This is a genomic window from Coraliomargarita algicola (assembly GCF_033878955.1).
Lineage (GTDB): Bacteria > Verrucomicrobiota > Verrucomicrobiia > Opitutales > Coraliomargaritaceae > Thalassobacterium > Thalassobacterium algicola.
The window spans coordinates 2,157,317-2,175,326 of sequence record NZ_CP138858.1; the positions used below are offsets into that span (position 1 = coordinate 2,157,317).

At 53.8% G+C, this 18,010-nt stretch carries 12 protein-coding genes; 5 read left to right on the forward strand and 7 right to left on the reverse strand.

Translation table 11 applies throughout. The features are described 5' to 3' along the window. Positions 1-53: 53 nt before the first annotated feature. Positions 54-2,027, forward strand: coding sequence for a transketolase (gene tkt / locus SH580_RS08475; RefSeq protein WP_319834572.1), 1,974 nt, complete (start codon positions 54-56; stop codon positions 2,025-2,027). A gap of 206 nt (positions 2,028-2,233) precedes the next feature. Further along, positions 2,234-4,354, forward strand: a complete 2,121-nt coding sequence (locus SH580_RS08480) for a multiheme c-type cytochrome (RefSeq protein WP_319834573.1) — start codon at positions 2,234-2,236, stop codon at positions 4,352-4,354. A 1,100-nt stretch (positions 4,355-5,454) separates the two neighbouring features. Here the strand turns inward: SH580_RS08480 and SH580_RS08485 are convergent. From SH580_RS08485 to SH580_RS08505, 5 genes are all read right to left on the reverse strand, one after another. Further along, positions 5,455-6,489 carry an FAD:protein FMN transferase gene (locus SH580_RS08485; protein ID WP_319834574.1) on the reverse strand — a complete coding sequence of 345 codons (1,035 nt, stop codon included), beginning with the start codon at positions 6,487-6,489 and terminating at the stop codon, positions 5,455-5,457. Between the two features lie 27 nt (positions 6,490-6,516). Then, positions 6,517-7,335 (reverse strand): DUF4198 domain-containing protein, encoded by an 819-nt coding sequence (locus SH580_RS08490; protein ID WP_319834575.1) that lies wholly within the window; start codon positions 7,333-7,335, stop codon positions 6,517-6,519. A gap of 5 nt (positions 7,336-7,340) precedes the next feature. Beyond that, the gene (locus tag SH580_RS08495) at positions 7,341-7,880 is read right to left on the reverse strand and encodes a DUF2271 domain-containing protein (RefSeq protein WP_308985987.1); all 540 of its coding nucleotides are present in this window, start codon (positions 7,878-7,880) and stop codon (positions 7,341-7,343) included. 6 nt (positions 7,881-7,886) lie between these two features. Next, complete coding sequence (locus tag SH580_RS08500) at positions 7,887-8,498, reverse strand: PepSY-associated TM helix domain-containing protein (RefSeq protein ID WP_319834576.1); 612 nt, start codon at positions 8,496-8,498, stop codon at positions 7,887-7,889. A 371-nt stretch (positions 8,499-8,869) separates the two neighbouring features. After that, positions 8,870-10,006 carry an autotransporter-associated beta strand repeat-containing protein gene (locus SH580_RS08505; RefSeq protein ID WP_319834577.1) on the reverse strand — a complete coding sequence of 379 codons (1,137 nt, stop codon included), beginning with the start codon at positions 10,004-10,006 and terminating at the stop codon, positions 8,870-8,872. Positions 10,007-10,377: 371 nt separating this feature from the next. Here SH580_RS08505 and SH580_RS08510 point away from each other — a divergent pair, with 371 nt between their 5' ends. The 3 genes from SH580_RS08510 to SH580_RS08520 are packed head-to-tail and all read left to right on the forward strand — an operon-like array spanning position 10,378 to position 14,967. Beyond that, complete coding sequence (locus SH580_RS08510; protein ID WP_319834578.1) at positions 10,378-11,064, forward strand: prepilin-type N-terminal cleavage/methylation domain-containing protein; 687 nt, start codon at positions 10,378-10,380, stop codon at positions 11,062-11,064. A 6-nt stretch (positions 11,065-11,070) separates the two neighbouring features. Then, positions 11,071-12,405: a Gfo/Idh/MocA family protein gene (locus SH580_RS08515; RefSeq protein ID WP_319834579.1), complete on the forward strand. Its 1,335-nt coding sequence runs from the start codon at positions 11,071-11,073 to the stop codon at positions 12,403-12,405. Between the two features lie 39 nt (positions 12,406-12,444). Beyond that, positions 12,445-14,967, forward strand: a complete 2,523-nt coding sequence (locus SH580_RS08520) for a hypothetical protein (RefSeq protein ID WP_319834580.1) — start codon at positions 12,445-12,447, stop codon at positions 14,965-14,967. Positions 14,968-15,315: 348 nt separating this feature from the next. Here SH580_RS08520 and SH580_RS08525 read toward each other — a convergent pair whose 3' ends face one another. After that, complete coding sequence (locus SH580_RS08525; protein ID WP_319834581.1) at positions 15,316-16,302, reverse strand: hypothetical protein; 987 nt, start codon at positions 16,300-16,302, stop codon at positions 15,316-15,318. After that, the gene (locus SH580_RS08530) at positions 16,299-17,966 is read right to left on the reverse strand and encodes a right-handed parallel beta-helix repeat-containing protein (protein WP_319834582.1); all 1,668 of its coding nucleotides are present in this window, start codon (positions 17,964-17,966) and stop codon (positions 16,299-16,301) included. The genes SH580_RS08525 and SH580_RS08530 overlap by 4 nt, the downstream gene beginning before the upstream one ends. Between the last annotated feature and the right edge of the window lie 44 nt (positions 17,967-18,010).

Below are 18,010 nucleotides of genomic sequence, written 5' to 3' on the forward strand. Positions count from 1 at the left end.
GCTTTCAGATTATCAAAATTCCGCCCGCTCAGGGCCCATCACCTAGAAACATTATGCAAACAGAGATTCTCTCCCAAGCAGCAACTCAAGCACGCGGACTCGCAATCGACGCAATTCACGCCTGCAGCTCTGGCCACCTAGGCCTCCCTCTCGGCTGTGCCGAAATCGGCGCCGTGCTCTATGGCGCAGGCGGCCTCCGCTACAATCCAGCAGAGCCCAAATGGCTGAATCGTGACCGTTTCGTGCTCTCCGGCGGTCACGGCTCAATGTTCCTTTACTCATGGCTACACCTCGCGGGCTACGAGCTCTCCTTGGAAGAGGTGAAAAACTTCCGCCAACTGGGCTCCGAAACTCCAGGCCACCCTGAGTTTGGTGATACTGTCGGCGTCGAAGCCACCACAGGCCCACTCGGTCAAGGCATCGGCAACGCAGTCGGTTACGCACTCTCCGGTAAACGTGCCGCAGCAAAGTTCAACACCGCAGAGCACACCATTTTCGATCAACACGTGTTCGCCCTCCATGGGGACGGCTGCTTGCAAGAAGGTGTGGCCAAGGAAGCAATCGCATTTGCCGGTCATAACAAATTGGACAATTTGATCCTGATCTACGATTCCAACGACGTCACCCTCGACGCCATGGCCGATCAGACCCAGAGCGAAGATGCCTCTGCTTACTTCATCTCTCAAGGCTGGGACACCGTGACCATCGACGGCCACGACCTCGCCGCAGTTGAAGCCGCCATTTCCGAAGCCAAGGCCAACGACAACGGCAAGCCTAAGGTCATCATCGCCAAGACGACTATCGGCAAGGGCATCCCAGAAGTTGAAGGCACCTCTGCCGGCCACGGTGAAGGCGGCGCCAAGTTTGCAGCCGCCGCCCGCATAGGACTCGGCCTGCCAGAAGAAAGCTTCTACGTATCCGACGAAGTGCGTGCCCACTTTGCTGAAGTCGCCCAAGCAGGCGCCGCCGCCTACAAGGAGTGGGAAGGCGTCTTTGACGCATGGAGCGCCGCCAACCCAACACTCGCTGCGGAGCTCAAGGGCGAAGTGCCGGCCGACCTACTCAGCCAGATTCCAGAATTCGACGCAGGCACCAAAGCCGCGACCCGCGCTTCCGGAGGCACCATCATTCAAGCGGTCGCCAAAGCAGTGCCTAGCCTCATCAGCGGCTCGGCCGACCTCTACGGATCAACCAAGAACTACATCAAAGACGGCGGCGACTTCGGTCCCACCAACTTCAATGGACGCAATATCTGGTTCGGCATTCGTGAACACGGCATGGGCGCCATCTGCAACGGGATCGCATATGACGGCATCTTTAAGGCCAGTGGCGCGACCTTCCTGGTATTTGCCGACTACATGCGCGGCTCGATTCGCCTCGCCTCACTCGCGAAGCTGCCTGTCACTTACATCTTCACGCACGACTCCGTCGGTGTCGGTGAAGACGGCCCCACTCACCAACCGGTAGAAACCGTGAGTGGCCTGCGCGTCATTCCAAATCTCGACGTGATTCGCCCTGGTGATGCGGAAGAGACCGCTGCAGCCTTTGCCGCAGCTGTTCAACGCGAAGACGGCCCCACAGCGCTGATTCTTACACGTCAAAACATCCCAGCCCAAGACAGCATCAGCGTGAGCGATCGCCGCGAAGGTGTGCTCAAGGGTGGCTACATCGCCAAGAAAGAAAGCGGCGACTTGAAACTAATCCTAATGGCAACGGGCTCTGAGCTACAACACGCCATGGGCGCGGCCGAGCAACTCGGCGACGGCGTGCGCGTGGTATCTCTTCCTTGCTTCGAACGCTTCGAACGCCAAAGCGCGGACTACATCGAAAGCGTGCTGCCCACTAGCTGCACCGCACGTGTCGCCGTGGAAGCAGGCGTCTCCAGCACCTGGGGTAAATACGTCGGCTTCACCGGTAAAACTGTCTGCATCGACCGCTTCGGTATGTCCGCTCCGGGCGATACTGTAATGGCCGAACTTGGCATGACTGCCGACAACGTCGCAGCGGTTGCTAAAGAATTACTCTAATATGCAGACTTAGCGCTGCTACAAAACGCCGCCCACGCAAGGGGCGGCGTTTTTTTATGGCTGCCCTCTTTTTCCAGAAATGCTAAAGATCATTCAGACTTCGCAAGTGTAATCACGAGCACTCAAGCCTCCCATAAGTGCCAACACTCAATACAATTACAAATTACATTGCACCCCATCCTACAACCGAATGTTTTAGACAACGCATGCTACAGTTCAACCGACAGCCCCTCACTTCCTTACTGATTACCTCACTCGCGTTAATACTAACTTCATGTGGTGACAGCGCAGATCAAGGCGACACTGCGAAGTCGTCCTCCCCCGCTCAAAAGCAGCCGGGCCAGGTTTTTCCTTACTCTCACAATCCGCAACGCTTAGCAAAGTTCGGTCCCGACACCTGCGTAAAATGCCACGAAAAAGAAGTCACTGAGTGGAAGAGCAGTCACCACGCCAAGGCCAACCGCCCCGTATCTGTAAAAAAAGACGCCGCAGCCTTCACTCCGACCCGCCGTATTCAAGAATCCGGCGTAACCTACGAAATGGTGCAAGTGGACGAGGCCTTTAAACTGCGCGTGCTTTCGGACGATGCCCCCACCCTTGAATACGATCTGGTCGGCGTGATCGGCGAAACCCCGCTACGTCAATACCTCGCTCTACTCCCAGGCAATCGCTTTCAAACCATCAGCGCCACTTACGATGTGCTGAACGATCGCTGGGTCGATGTATTTGCCGGAGAAGACCGCCTACCGGGTGAATGGGGCCACTGGGCCGGCCAAGGCATGAACTGGAATGCCAACTGCGCCTACTGCCACACCACGGAATATGACAAAGCTTTCGACTTTGAGGGCAACCTCTACCAATCGACTTGGATTCAGCAAGGCATCGCCTGCGCCGAATGTCATATCGGCCTCGAAGAGCACCTGGTCGCCTCCCAAGCAGGTGACTATACCAGTGGCCTAAGTCGTCTCGATCCGCTGCAAACCAAAGAAAATTGCCTAACCTGCCACTCGCGCCGCGATCAACTCACCGCCGACGAGTTTGCGCTGGGCGACCGCTTTGACGACCACTTTTCCGTCTCTCTACCCGACCAACCCGGCCTCTACTACGCCGACGGCCAAATCCTGGACGAAGATTATGTCCATGCCTCCTTTGAAATGAGCCGCATGGCCCACGCAGGCGTCACCTGCATGGATTGCCACAACCCGCACACGCTGGAACACATCCTACCGGCCGAAAACAATATGCTCTGTATGCGCTGTCACGAAACGGGCATGCTGGAAGCGCCCATTATCGAACCCGTCAAGCACAGTTTCCACGCCGAAGGCAGCACCGGCAACCAATGCATCGAATGCCACATGTCAGAGACGGTTTATATGCAAGTCGACTGGCGCGCCGACCATGGCTTCCACTCCCCGGACCCATTAATGACCAAAGAACTGGGCATCCCCAATGCCTGCAGTAAGTGCCACACGGACGAAACAGTCGACTGGGCGGTGGAACACGCCGAAGCTTGGTATGGGGAAAAATTGGAATCGAGCCGTCAACGTCAACGCGCCCGCGCGATCAGCAAGGCCTATAATTACGATCCCGCCGCCCTGCCCGCGCTCCTGGAACTGGCCAAGGACGAAGACATCGCCGCATGGCAAGCCACCTACACCGGCCTAATTGCCAACTATCTCCCCAACGCTGCCGCCGAAGCGCACCTTCGCAGTGAGCTCGACAACGAGAGCCCGCTCGTGCGCGTGCGGGCCACCAGCGGCCTCGCCATGATCGAATCCGGCAGCGAGGCGCTCATTGATCAGCTAAAGGACAAAAGCCGCTCCGTCCGCATCGCTGCCAGCCGTGGCCTAGCCACCCGTAACGAAGAAATCACTGATCCCGTCGCCGCGAAAGAATGGGCGGAATACTTAGAGTTCAATTCGGATCGACCACAAAGTTTATTGATCAAGGCCAACACCGCCGCGCGCGAGTCACGCCCGGAAGATACCTTAAACTACGTGCAACGCGCCACCGAGCTCGATGCGCTCAACCCCGAAATGTATCACCAAGGCGCCATCCTGCTCAGCAGTGCAGGTCTCAATAAGGAAGCACGCAAACAACTCTTCAAGGGCTGGGAATATGCCCCGCATGACCCACGCTTCCCCTATTCGCTTGGACTACTAGCCGCCGAATCCAACGATCTAGAATCCGCTGTCGGCTACTTAGAAGAGACCGTTGCCATGCAGCCCGACTTCTACCGTGCTTGGTATAACCTCTCGCTCGCCTACACTCGACTCAACCGCCCAGAGGACGCCGCCCGCGCCATGCAACAAGCACGCGGCGAATAGCCGCCGGATGCAACAAACCAACGGAACCGAGCCTAAAAAACTCGGCTACAGTTTACAAATATGCCGCCAGCGCTGGTGAATCACTCATTTCCCAGCGCCGCAACTGAATCCGCAGAGACATACACATCCGAAAACCATACGCTCCAGAGTAGCTGGGTGCTTCAGCCCCAGTTTCCACGCGCTCGGCACAAGCGAGCAACGGCTACAGTTTACAAATATGCCGCCAGCGCTCGTGAATCACTCATTTCCCGGCGCCGCAACTGAATCCGCAGAGACATGCACATCCGAAAACCATACGCTCCATAGTAGCTGGGAGCTTCAGCCCCAGTTTCCATGCGCTCGGCACAAGCGAGCAACAGAACCGAGCCTAAAGGACTCGGCTACAGTTTATAAATATGCCGCCAGCGCTGGCAAATCACTCATTTCTCGGCGCCGCTGCTGAATCCGCAGAGACATACACATCCGAAAACCATGCGCTCCATAGTAGCTGGGTGCTTCAGCCCCAGTTTCCACACGGTCCGCATAAGCGAGCAACAGAACCGAGCCTAAAGGACTCGGCTACAGTTTACAAAAATGCCACCAGCGCTCGTGAATAACTCACTTCCCAGCGCCGCAACTGAATCCGCAGAGACATACAAATCCGAAACCCCATGCGCCCCAGAGTAGCTGGGTGCTTCAGCCCCAGTTTCCACACGGTCGGCATAAGCAAGCAACGGAACCGAGCCTAAAGGACTCGGCTACAGTTTACAAATATGCCGCCAGCGCTGGTGAATCACTCATTTCCCGGCGCCGCAACTGAATCCGCAGAGACATGCACATCCGAAAACCATACGCTCCATAGTAGCTGGGAGCTTCAGCCCCAGTTTCCATGCGCTCGGCACAAGCGAGCAACAGAACCGAGCCTAAAGGACTCGGCTACAGTTTATAAATATGCCGCCAGCGCTGGCAAATCACTCATTTCTCGGCGCCGCTGCTGAATCCGCAGAGACATACACATCCGAAAACCATGCGCTCCATAGTAGCTGGGTGCTTCAGCCCCAGTTTCCACACGGTCCGCACAAGCGAGCAACGGAACCGAGCCTAAAGGACTCGGCTACAGTTTACAAATATGCCGCCAGCGCTTGCGAATAACTCACTTCCAAGCGCCCGCTGGCGACTCGTGAGAGAAAACGCGCTCGGATCCCATGCGCATTGGCATGCTCGAGCCCCTGCTTGCGGCCCTTCACAAAGAGTGCGGTGGCCAAGGCGTCGGCATCCATACAGTGCGTGTGCACGACTGTTACATTGAGTAATTCGCCATCGCGTAGATCGACTTGTTGTGGATCTACAATGTGTCCGACGCTGCCGCTGGCATCGCTGCGTTGACGCTGTGAGTTTCCGGAAGTGGCCACCGCTTCGCCACACAATGCGAGCACGGTTTCGGGAACGGTCGCCCCCGTCTCCTCTTGGCTGGGCGTCTCTAACAGCAGCCACCATGGCTGGCGATCTGGCTTGCAGCCGCGGGCAAAGGCCTCCCCCCCGACTTCTAACAAATAACTATTTAATCCGATCGTATGCAAAACCTCGACTGCTTGATCAATGGCAAAGCCTTTGGCGATCGCACATAAGTCCAAGTGCAGGCCGCCCGGGCACAACACCTGAGTGTCTGTTTCCACTTGAATCGTTTGCCACGAGGGTCGTCTCAGCTGACGCTGGGCCTCCCTGCGACACTCTGCGGACGAGGCGTCCACGATCTGCGGACCGAAGCCGAGGCTATTCACCAGCGGGGCCACAGTCGGATCAAAGGCGCCATCGGTTTGGGCCGCGTAGGCGAGTGCACGGCGCAGGACCCGCCCGGTCCAAGCATCCACGCTCACGCGCTCACCCGCTGATGCCGCATTCAAACGCGCAAGATCCGATGCGGGCTCCCAAGGGCTCATCGTTTGAATCACTCGCTGAAAGACTGCCTCCACCCGCCGCTGTAATTCCGTGGGCGAGGTATGCGCCACCTCTGGCACGCGCAGTTGCCACACCGTGCCCATCGTATTCCCCCCGAGCACCCAAACTCCGGCATCCGCCGCGGGCCATGCCAGCGCGTCCGGATCGAGCTCGGGGGGAATGAGCACAGTGCGCTCCGATTTAGCAGATGAAGTCATCGGCGATTCTGCAGCGCACTGTCGCGATTACTCAGGCAAGACCTCAAAAGTCATCGTTAGCCCATAGCGCAAGGACAAGGGAGCGCCTTCGAGCGTGCCCGCATCCTGACTGCTGCTAGTGTCCAACCAGTAACGCCCGGGTTCATCAAAACTGATTTCGATTTGCCCCTCGGCATCGGTCACCAAGGTCTGTAGGCCGGGCTCATCGCGGTAGCGATCGTCACCACGCACGACTTCGACTTCCAGACCTTCCGCAGGCTCGCCATTGAGCAAGAATCCAAAGGTGACGGTCTCATTGGCAAAGAGATCGTTCGGGTGGGTCACTGGCACAAATTCAATGCCTTCGCCAGTGCTAGCGAAAACATCGACGGTGGGGTTGTTCACCGTGACCGCAGTTTCCAAGCGACTGAGGCTCTTCATCACAGCGACGCCTTCTTTCGCAAACACACCGGCTTCTTTCAGCTCGGCCAAATCGCCGCGCATACGCTTGCCTTCGCCGCCTTCTGTCCAGCGTGCAAAGTAGCCCTCGCGCTGGTTCAAGACTCGGTAAGTGCCTTCTTTACTGACATGGAAGTCAAAAGTGCCACGGATGTGCCCCTTCATGGCATTTTCAATCGTGCCGAATTCGCCATCGGGCTCGATGATCTGAATCGACTCCGGCGCGAGTGCCACATGGTTAGGGAAGAAGAGATCATTCGACACCGCCGCATCCACGGTGACCCAATGGTCCGTGCCCGAGAGCACATGAGAAGAAGGCAGCAACCATAGGCGGTGCGCACTGGCAGTGGAAGCAGCCAGCGCCAGGCCGAGGAAACAACTGAGAGCGTTTTGATATCGTTTATTCATAATAACTAACTTTCTGGATTGGTTTGTAGTTTAAAAGTGACAGTGCCGAGTTCACGCGATCCTTGGGCACTGAGCTCAGGCAAGTTTTGGCCATCCCACTCAAAGGGGATGCGGATCATTTCGCGGCCGCCCACTTCGCGTGAGGCCTCCACCACGAAGGCGTAATTGCCTGCGGGCAGATTAAAGAAGCCGCTCTCGCCTTGCCGGTAGACGATGCGGTGGATGCCGGGGGGACGTGTTGGACCACTGACCCCATCAATCGGCATATCCTGCGAGCGACCGCTTTTACGCCACCATTGACGCAGGTCCTTGAGCCAGGTTTCCCCCTCGTCATTGCTCATTTTTACATCATAGAGCACTGACAAATTCTCCACCGCCTTACGGTCGGAATCTTCGATCCAGACCGCCACATAGGGTCGATGGTATTCCGCCACCGACAAACGGGGAATCTCGATCGTGGTTTCAAGTTGCAGGGCTGCCGTCGATTGCAAACAACCCGTGGAAAGTAGCGCCGCTTTGAGCGCGCTCTGTGTTTTGGTTTTCATAATGATTTAGTGCACAAAAAAGATGATGAGAATGAACGGGAGCAGAAATCCCGAGATAATCAACGGCCAGGTGCTCGGGCGTCGTTTGGCATGCACCAGTAAGAGGAAGAAGCCTGTCATACAAAAAATGATCGTCGCCACGGAAAATACATCGAGAAAGACGAACCAGGCAAAACCGGTATTTCGCCCCTTATGCAGGTCATTTAAATAAGCAATCATCCCACGCGTGCTGCGCTCATACATCACCTCCCCACTCTCGCGGTCGATCAGCAACCAAGCATCCCCGCCGGGGCGCGGCAGACTCACATAAATCTCATACTCCGACCATTCACTGGACTGATGGGCCACCGACAGGTCAAACTCCTCCTCAATCCAAAGCACCACGCTGTAGGGCAAACTATCTGTGGCGGCCGCTAAGTCTGCCTGCAATTCGTTGGGCAATAGAGCATCCTGCGCATACACCTCCGGCTCCGAGCCGATGCTGCCGGCATGATTGAGTGTAATGCCGGTAAAGGCAAAGAGCAGCATGCCCACCAGTGCGATCGCACTACTGACCCAATGCCAAAGATACAGCTGTTTAGTCAACTGTGCTTTCCAACGACGTTTCTTAGCTTTCATATAATTAATTCTTCTTTGGCGACGCATGTAAGCGCGACGGCTGCACGACAAGCCAGAAAGCCAATACACACAGCAGCCCCGCCTCAGCCGCCTCTTGATACTGTTGATTCGTGAATGCCATACCTTCAAATAAGATTGAGTCTCACTAGCGACAAGTAAACTCTAAAAAATAGTGAAGTCGAGAGGCACGCGACGAGAAGCACTACAGCTCATATTAGCGCCTATCACAGACGCAAAATGCATCGCTCTCCTCAGCCTCGACAGACAAAAAAACCGACCAGCCTTTCGGATGGTCGGTTTGCACTAAAGCGTTCGCTGAATTAAGCCTCAACGTAGGCACAAGTTGAGCAAATCTCTCCACTCATGCTACGCTACATTCTTCGAGCACACAAAGTAAGCAGTAATGCAGCTCCCCCAAACAACAAAGCGAAAGTTTGAGGCTCTGGAATAATTGAAACATTCCCCGTAATGCGATCGAAAACAGCCGATTGCCCATCTGATAAGCCCGATACGCTCACACTAGAAAAGTCACCTGAATATTCCTCTAAATCAAAGATCTGAACTAATGTACCATTCGTATAAGTACCACCAGAAAAGTTAAGATCCAGCAAACCACCGAATACCACCGAACCATCAGCGCCTTCAACCAAATCATATGTGCCCAAGGCCAAACTAGGATCTGAGAAGTCAAAAGTTGTTGTACCGCTAAGCGTCAGAGTCACATCACTTAAGCTCATCGTCCCATCGACGCTCAGTCCATTGACATTCAATGTATTGCCGCCGCCTTCAACGGTACCAGCTCCAGTCAAAGAAGCACTATGCGTAAAGCTAGCACCTGAGATCGCTGAAATATCAAACGTGCCACCATTCATAACAAGATCCCCAGCTCCAATGACACCTGCACCACTCATTGCCAATGTGCCACCGCTCACTCGAATATCTCCATCCCAACTGTTAGAGGCATTACTTAGCGTCAGACGGCCATTACCAGTCTTATCAATCGTAATTGTTTCCTTAGTGCTAACAGCACCATTAAGAATCACATTACCATAAACAGCAGAATTAGCCGCATTCACATTCACAGTCTGTGTCGCCCCCGCCGTTGAAGTACCAAAAATAACATCCGCATCTATCTGAAAACTCCCAGCGGTTGGCGTATAATTAATCGCACTACCAGTTCCTGTTCCGAGAGTTCCAAGCGTCAGCGTCGCCCCACCCGTAGCAGTCAATACATAACCAGAAGCAGCAGAGCTATTCGCGGTCATTCGAGCGATTAGGACTGAAGAACTCAAATTTGGTTGCACACTGGCTGCATCGCTAAAAATAGCCAAATCGCCCCCACCATCAGGAAAGCCACTACCGACATTCCAGTTAGATGCTGTGTTCCAATCCGTTCCAGTGTTATCCCAAGTATAATTCACAGCGTGAAGCGTGCCGAGTGAAAGAGTGCTAAGAATCCCAAATGAGAGTCCAAGTGCTAAAGATGGAGTGGGTAATGTTTTTTTCATAGTAACTTAAGGTGTATATTATATTTCCACTGAGGTATCACACCTCAGAAAGGCTATTCTTCGTAAACGCTATGAAACATCAAGCAACGATACATGACATGCAGATATAGCGTTCCACATAAGGAACAAGATGAGCCATCCGAACGAGATGGCATCGACTGCCACAAAAGACACGCACATGTTCCACAATAGGAACAACAATGCAGGCAGCTACTGTAAGGAGCTTGATGAACTAGTGCGATACTCCCAGATTCAATAAACGCTCCTAGCGTGAGCCTCAATCTGGCAAGATTCTCTCGAACAAATATATCATTTAAAGCCTCACACAGACAAACCCTGGTTGTTCATTGCCCCCTCAATACACGCTCCCCATGCATATAATAACGAATTTATATCCAAAGAATAAACAAGCCACCCGTCCAAACAATATAGGTTTCACGCTCATCGAACTCTTGGCATCAATCGCAATTATAGGCGTTCTCATGGCAATCCTAATACCAGCGATCGGGCGTATTAAGGCCTCAGCCCAAAATGCCAACTGCGCGAGTAACATGCGAGAGCTGGGTCAAGGGCTGCTGCTATTTACCCAAGATAACAAGGGACAACTCCCCCTATCAATCCAACCGGATCCACGCAAACCGGACGACGATGGGACTGTCTCTTGGCAAATTCTAATGATGCGGCAATTAGATGTCCCCTTCGCACAAAGAGGCGACAAGAGTATTTTCATCTGCCCATCCCATCGGAACACGTATCCACAAGACGCCTACCGAACCTATGCGCTCAATCTTTCAGGGGCCGAACCCACCGTCGATGCGCCTAGGCTACTTAGCCTCACCAACCCATCCCAAACCGCTCTGCTAGTTGAAAGTAGACATGAATCTGGTGGTGCTGGCTATGTGTCGCTTAGCCGCAGCATCAATGGTGGGAGTGGCAAGCATCGCTTAGATTACCGGCACAACGGGCAAATGAACATATTTATGGCCGACGGTCACATTCAAAGCATCAGTGAGGACGACCCTAAAATCGACGACTATCTGCTCAACATTCGAAACTAAAACATAATGACTCGACACAAATATGCAGCAGTGGGAACGGGAGGCCGTATCCCTATGTTTATTGATCCGATTGCCGACACCTATCGCCAGAGTTGCGAATTGGTGGGTCTCTGCGATAGTAGCGCCACTCGACGCCGCTGGCACCAACAGCGTTTATGCAAAGAGTATGGAATCGATCCCATCCCCGATTACGGGATCGAAGACTTCGACCGCATGCTAGCTGAAGGCCAGCCCGACACAGTCATCGTTTGCGTGCCAGACAGCCTGCATCATGAGTATATCGTGCGCAGCCTAGAGTTTGGAGCGGACGTCATCTGCGAAAAGCCGCTGACCACCGATGCGGACAAATTTGCTGTGATTGAAGATGCGGTTCGTCGCACTGGAAAACGTGTGCGCACAACCTTCAATTATCGTTGGGCTCCTGGCGCCACCCAAGTTCGAAAACTCATCGCCGAGGGGGCGATCGGAACGGTCAAACACGTGGACTTCGAATACATGCTCAACACTGCGCATGGTGCCGATTACTTTCGCCGCTGGCACAGCTATAAAGAACTGTCGGGCGGGCTCTTCGTGCACAAATGCACGCACCATTTCGATTTGATCAACTGGTGGATCGATGCGATCCCAGAAACCGTCTTTGCTATGGGCGCCCTCGCATTTTATGGCAAAGACAATGCCGTGGCCCGCGGGCAGGAAGCACTGACACGCTACGATCGTTATACCGGCGTCGAAGCATCCGAAGGCGACCCGTTCCGAATGAATCTAGAGGGCGACCCGACTTTGAAAGGCCTTTACCTCGAAGCTGAAAAAGACAGTGGCTACATTCGCGACGAGAATGTCTTCCGCGAAGGCATCGACATTGAAGATTCGCTCAGCGCCACCATTCGCTATCGCAGCGGTGTCATTGCCAGCTATTCACTCAATGCTTATTGCCCCGCGGAAGGGTTTCGAGTTGCCATCACGGGGGACGAAGGGCGTCTCGAATACTCAGAAACCCACGCGGCACATATCATAACAGGCGATCGGGACATCAAGTTCGAGCCCACCGCCTCTCGGGGTGCCTCACTAAAGGTCCATCGTTTATTCGAAGAACCGCAAGTCATCCCGATCAATATGCCGGAAGGTGGCCATGGCGGAGCGGATCCGCTCATTCAGGAACAAATGTTCTCCGAAAACCCAGCACCCGAATCCTACGGACGCAATGCCGGCCATCAACAAGGTGCGGCCTCTCTATTAGTGGGCGCTGCCGGGAATCGATCCATCGCAACCGGGCAAGCAATCCGCATCACCGACCTATACCCACTTTCTCCAGAAAGTGTGCAATTGAGCGAACTCATTTAATCGAGCCCCGACTGCAGCAGCCCTCTCCCAATACATAGCATGAAACGCCCTTCCTTTAAATCACTCATGGCTGCACTGTGCCTAGTGGCCGCCAGTCACCTACCCGCAAGCCCCGTGCCCACAACAACGACTCTAGCCAACTGCACAGTATCGCTTCCAGAAGCGGCGCGCTTTATAGCAGTGGAGCCATCAAGCGCCCCTCAGGTCTGGTGCCTCGTGGAGAATTCTGCCAATAAGCCCCGCGACCTCAGACTGGACTTACTGCTCAACCGCATAGGGGCCGAACCAAGCTTACATTCGCAGACGATTCAACTAGACGCCAAGGAGTCACGGCGCATCAACTTGCCAAGCGCCTGGTTTGAGCAATTCGGGGTCTATCGTCTCGATTACAGGCTCGCCGAAGAGGCCTCACAAGCTTCGCCTTGGGGCAGCGATCTGTTAGCTATTTACCCGCGCAACCCACAGCCTGCAGCTGGGGAAAGTGCCATGCCTATCGGCTTCGCGACGGGTGCTGCACTATGCACGCCTCGCCTCTTGGAGATCGCTGCCTCACTGGGCTTTGAATACTACCGCTACAATGCCGTCTGGGCACAGGTCCAGCCACAAGAGGGCGTCTGGAATTGGGAGCGCATTGACGACTATCTAGCCCAAGTGCAGCAGCATGGATTTCAGTGGCATGTCACCACCACAGGTTGCCCATCCTGGGCAACTGAAGAACGCTTTGATCCTCCGCCACTAGAGCCTTGGCGCGAGTGGATCAGCGCACTCGCGACCCGTCATTCAGACAGTATGCAATTCTGGGAAATCTGGAACGAACCCAATATCGGATTTTTCAATGGCTCGGTCGAAGAGTATACCGAAGTGCAGCGCGTCGCTCACGACGCGATCAAAGCGATTTCCCCGGATACCATTGTCACTTCGGGCGGCTATGCAGGCATGAATCACCACAAGTCAAAGCCAGGCGCATTCGAAGCCGCACTTTTAGAGCATCCGCGCGCCTACGACTGGTTCGCCTACCACATGCACGACACCTTTCCCCAATTCTACAGTGATTTGCACCACCAGCTCGCAGCCATTCAGCAACGCACGGGAAAAACAGATGTCCCGATCGTCTTTACCGAGACCGGATTCGACACCCGCCATGGGCAACGTTTTCAAGCCGAAACACTGTTGAAAAAGATCACTTACGCCGCCGCAATCGGCGCCAAGAGCTACACCTGGTATAATCTATTGGATCGCGCGGGCCGAGATAATCCCAACCAAGCCGGTAAGACCTTTGGCCTCATCACTAACCCAACCGGCACGGGTGACTTTGCTGCGATTGAGGACGCAATACGCCCCAAGGAGTCCTTTGTCGCCGCCGCCACCGCAATCCCGAAATTACGCCGTCTGCCCGCGCTCGACATTTGGTCTGAAAATGATGGCTTATTCGCTTTTCTATTTGGCCGCACAGATGAGCATTTACTCGTCGCCTGGCGGGAGGACCCCCAAATTCCCGATGCCATTTGGGCCGTGCGCACCGATGCGCAACAAGTCATTCAAACGGACCTGTTTGGTAACACAACTGAGCTCCCCGTGGTCGACGGCGTCGCACTCGTGACACTGGGCGCCCCACACTATTACGACTTCGTTGGTTCGCCAACCACTCCAGAGCGATTGGCGCCCTTGGTTAGTCTGCCTCAGACGGTGTCCCCCGATGCCGATGGCGTGGCCTCACTGGAGTTAAAACTACAGAACCCACTCCAACGTACGGTCACCGTGACTGCGACGGCTCAAGTAAAAGCGAGCCTGAGCTCCACACAAACAGTCACCCGTGAAATCGCAGCCGGTGCATCGGGAACATTCCCCATGCGTTTTGATGTGGGTCAGGGAGCGCTCGGAGAAATCGTCACCGTGGATGCAGCATTTACTTTTAAAGAGATCGCATGGGCCCCTAGCCTAGAAATTCCAGTCGTCTACAATATCATTCGAGCGGACACCACCACTCGCATCGAGTTAAAGAGCCTCAATCAGGTGCTCAACAAACAGGACTATGATCCACATACCCTGCATTTGCTCTGGGGCAGCCCTGCGGACTTAAGTGTCCGCGCCAAGATACACTCCAGTCCCTCCTCGCAGCGTATTAAAATGACTTATCAAGTCACCGACAACCAGCACTATGCCGCCAGCGCAGAGGAGCCCCTCTTGGATGGCGATGCACTTGAGATCGGATGGGAAAGCGAGCAAGGCGTCCGTGGGCATCTCGCCATTGCCGGCGACCTCGGGACCTCTCCTCGCAGCGAATTCTACTTAGATGCAGAGCAAGTAGAACGCCCGCTGATCAATGCCATCCAAATCACTCGTGAGGGCAAGACCACCACATGGGAACTGACACTCGACACGCAGCAGATGGGCTTAAGCGAAACTGATTTCGAGCAAAGCATACGTTTCAACTTTGCAGTTCACGACAACGATGGCGAGGGCCCCAAGAGTTGGATCTCTCCCACCTCAGGCTTAGGAGGGCGCCCCTACTTCTCCTCGGAGCACTTCTACCGACTCGAACTTGGAGCCGCGCAGGACTAGCCCATGCTGTATCTAGTTAGAGGCATTCGACTGGTAACGCTGAATCGTCATTCGTAATGGAGTTATTGAAAAGATGTCTCTCAACACATTCGAAGGAGATTTAGCGCAGGAGACAGGGCGAGGACGATTGCCCCAATGCCATGGCATTGGGGCCAATTACCAACTAAAATACCCCGCAGCCTGTCCACCGTAGCTCACAGAGCAAAGGAGAGATCCACAGCCCCCATCACGATGCGGGCGTGACAAGTCGCGCCCCTACCGTTGACAAGCGTATACACGCACTGACTTCTGAAAAAGGCGATCTACCGAGATACAGTTTCCCAGCCTCCACCGACGCTTCAGATATAATCAAGGACAGCACGCATCCACGATGGCAAGCTCGTCGGCCTCCAATTCAATAGAGCCAATGTCGAGCGTCTTAGGATGCGACCAACGCGCGGTCTCATTGTAAGTCTTCCATGCCCGCGTCTCATGATGGTTTTTATAAACCGTCACCTCATCAAAGGTCAGCTGAACCTGAGCGCGTAGTAATAACTGCACCAGACCATTGCCCCACAGTTCGACTTGAGAAGCTTGCACAGTCGCTTCTCCGTTGAATGCCAAACCGATGCCAAGATTGTCACGCACCACGACCTGCTCGAGCGTCGTGTCCGTTTGAAATCCATTTAACAGTCCGTTGTCATTTTCGTAAAACAGACTTTCGCGAATGCTGCATTGAATACTTCCATGAGATGAAAATCCTTCGTCCAAATTCTGACAGGCAGTGAGGCCCGTAAAAGAAAGACCGCGCCCCTCTCCGTGTAGATTAATACCATCATTCAAGGATCCACTGACAACTAAGTCTCGGTATTGCTGATACGAAGCATCCTGAATACGAAGCACAAAATCGCGAGTGGAAATCTCCCATCCCTCGGGTGAGATCCCTGGAAGCAACTCAAGCCGGCCTTGCTTGGCGTCATAACGAATGCCATGGCTGAATCCATGGGCCTCCGATTCCATGACACGCTGCCCCTGATGTCGCAGCACAAATGGATAAGCCACTGACGGGAAACAACGCCCTTCAACAAAAACTAGAGGCTCGAAGCCAGTAATCTCATTACCATTTCCTTCAATGATAATCGGGCGCGCCTCAGTGCCCGAAGCACGAATATGCAAGACCTCTCGATAAGGCCCACTCTCTGGAGCAAGCCATAAGGTATCACCAGCAGACAGCGCCGCAGCAGCAGAAGCCAAATCTTGATAAGCGTCGCTCGCATTTGGATTGACAACTACAGTCGCAGAAAATGCACACTGCGCCCAGAGCAAGCCACAAGAAGCATACGCAAACGTTCTCATTGATTCACTGAAGGAGCTGGGTAAACATGGATATCTTTCGAAAAGTCGATTGAGATGGGCTGCGTCGTATCAAGATCGTAATCAGAGCCAGTGCTGCTTTGAGATAGCTGATTGGAGCCACTAATTGTATTCCCCACAATATACACGTCCTCCGACTGATTAATATGTATCGCAGGCCCGCCGACCTCCTCAATTGTATTTCTCAAAATATTAATCGCTCGAATATGCATATTGGGCCGTGCAGTTTCAGGTGTCGCTCCGCGGTGGAAGAGCGAAATAGCGCCGGGCACATGGGTTCCAGAGAGGTGCATGACGGGGTCAAAGCCAACATCTCTGATTGTGTTGTTCAAAATCGTCACGTTTTCCACCCAACCAGCCTCACGGTAAAAGGTCATTTCGGAGCCAATTGAAATCGCCGACTGCTTAATATTCTCAAGGGTATTCCCTTCAACTAGTCCATTGGAACTCATTAGGCGCAGGCCACGGCCACGATGATCACGAAAGTGGTTATTACGAATCGTGTAATTGGGGGCCGCAATCGCGGGGATCTCAATAAAGTCTCCGGCCTCAACCGACATCGCATGCTTGTCGACTTGCATCGCATAGACCGAAATCCGCCCCGACTTGACGGCTTTAGATTGCCAAATTTCCTCTGCAATTTCCAGAAAATCCTTCGACGCGTTTGGCTCTAACTCAAAGGACTGAATGAGCGCACGATCTTTTACATCGAAAGAGTCCGGTGCGATGCTCATCGCCACATCACCCGCACTCACAATCGAGGTGAAGGACTCTCCTAAGTAGGGACGAATCAAATACAGCATGTCGTCTTTGACTTGAGCCACATAAAACGCGATCCCATGTAAGTTGACGGCATCATCTCCCATAAAGGAAAAGTCACAGTTCTCTATAATCGGCCCCTTACGAGCATATGCATAATTAAACCCATCAGCGGAAATAGAGAGCAAGCGCGGCACCTCGGCTCCCTCAGGCATGGGGCCGCGTTCGATTGTGTATGAGAAATAATTATCTCCATCCATGAAGCGTGAAATCACACCAATCGAAGGCAGGCTCCACATGGTCACTTCCTTCAGAGTGATATTCTCCCCTCTCTCAATACGAATACCACGTGAGTTTCTAAAATCGAGAACGATGTAATCGCCAACATTCAGAGTCTTCAACGTTGCCATCTTTCCGCTAGAGAATTGCAAGCGTCCCTCTCTAGGATTGATCGCTTCTGCTTTTTGCGCATACATAACGGGTGTGTCTTTTTTCCAATTCAGCGTCTCTGGTGAAAATGCAAACGCTCGGCCACTCAAATAATGCGGCGCCAGATCCGGATAACCGTCATGAACTTTAAAGGTAACAACGCCACTCTTACGATCCAAGGTCTCAATAGTGCCTTGAGTAAAACCAAGTGGATTTGAATCCAAGGTTAGGGACTCTAGCGTCAATCCATCGCAATCAGTCGCGAGAATACCACAATCCCGGAGATTGGTAAAAACGAGTGTCGTGTCGTCGCCCCGAATCGTAAAGTCCTTGAACCCCTCCAAGCGCAGGACCTGATCGAGCGAGTGCTCGCCTGTGGGAAGCAGCACCTCGCGCTCTCCACGGGCAACCGCACTATTGATCGTTTGTTGAATATCTATCGCGCTAGATGTGAGCATACAGGTAAAGAAAGTCGTGAGGCAGCAAACGAAGGCTTTAAGAC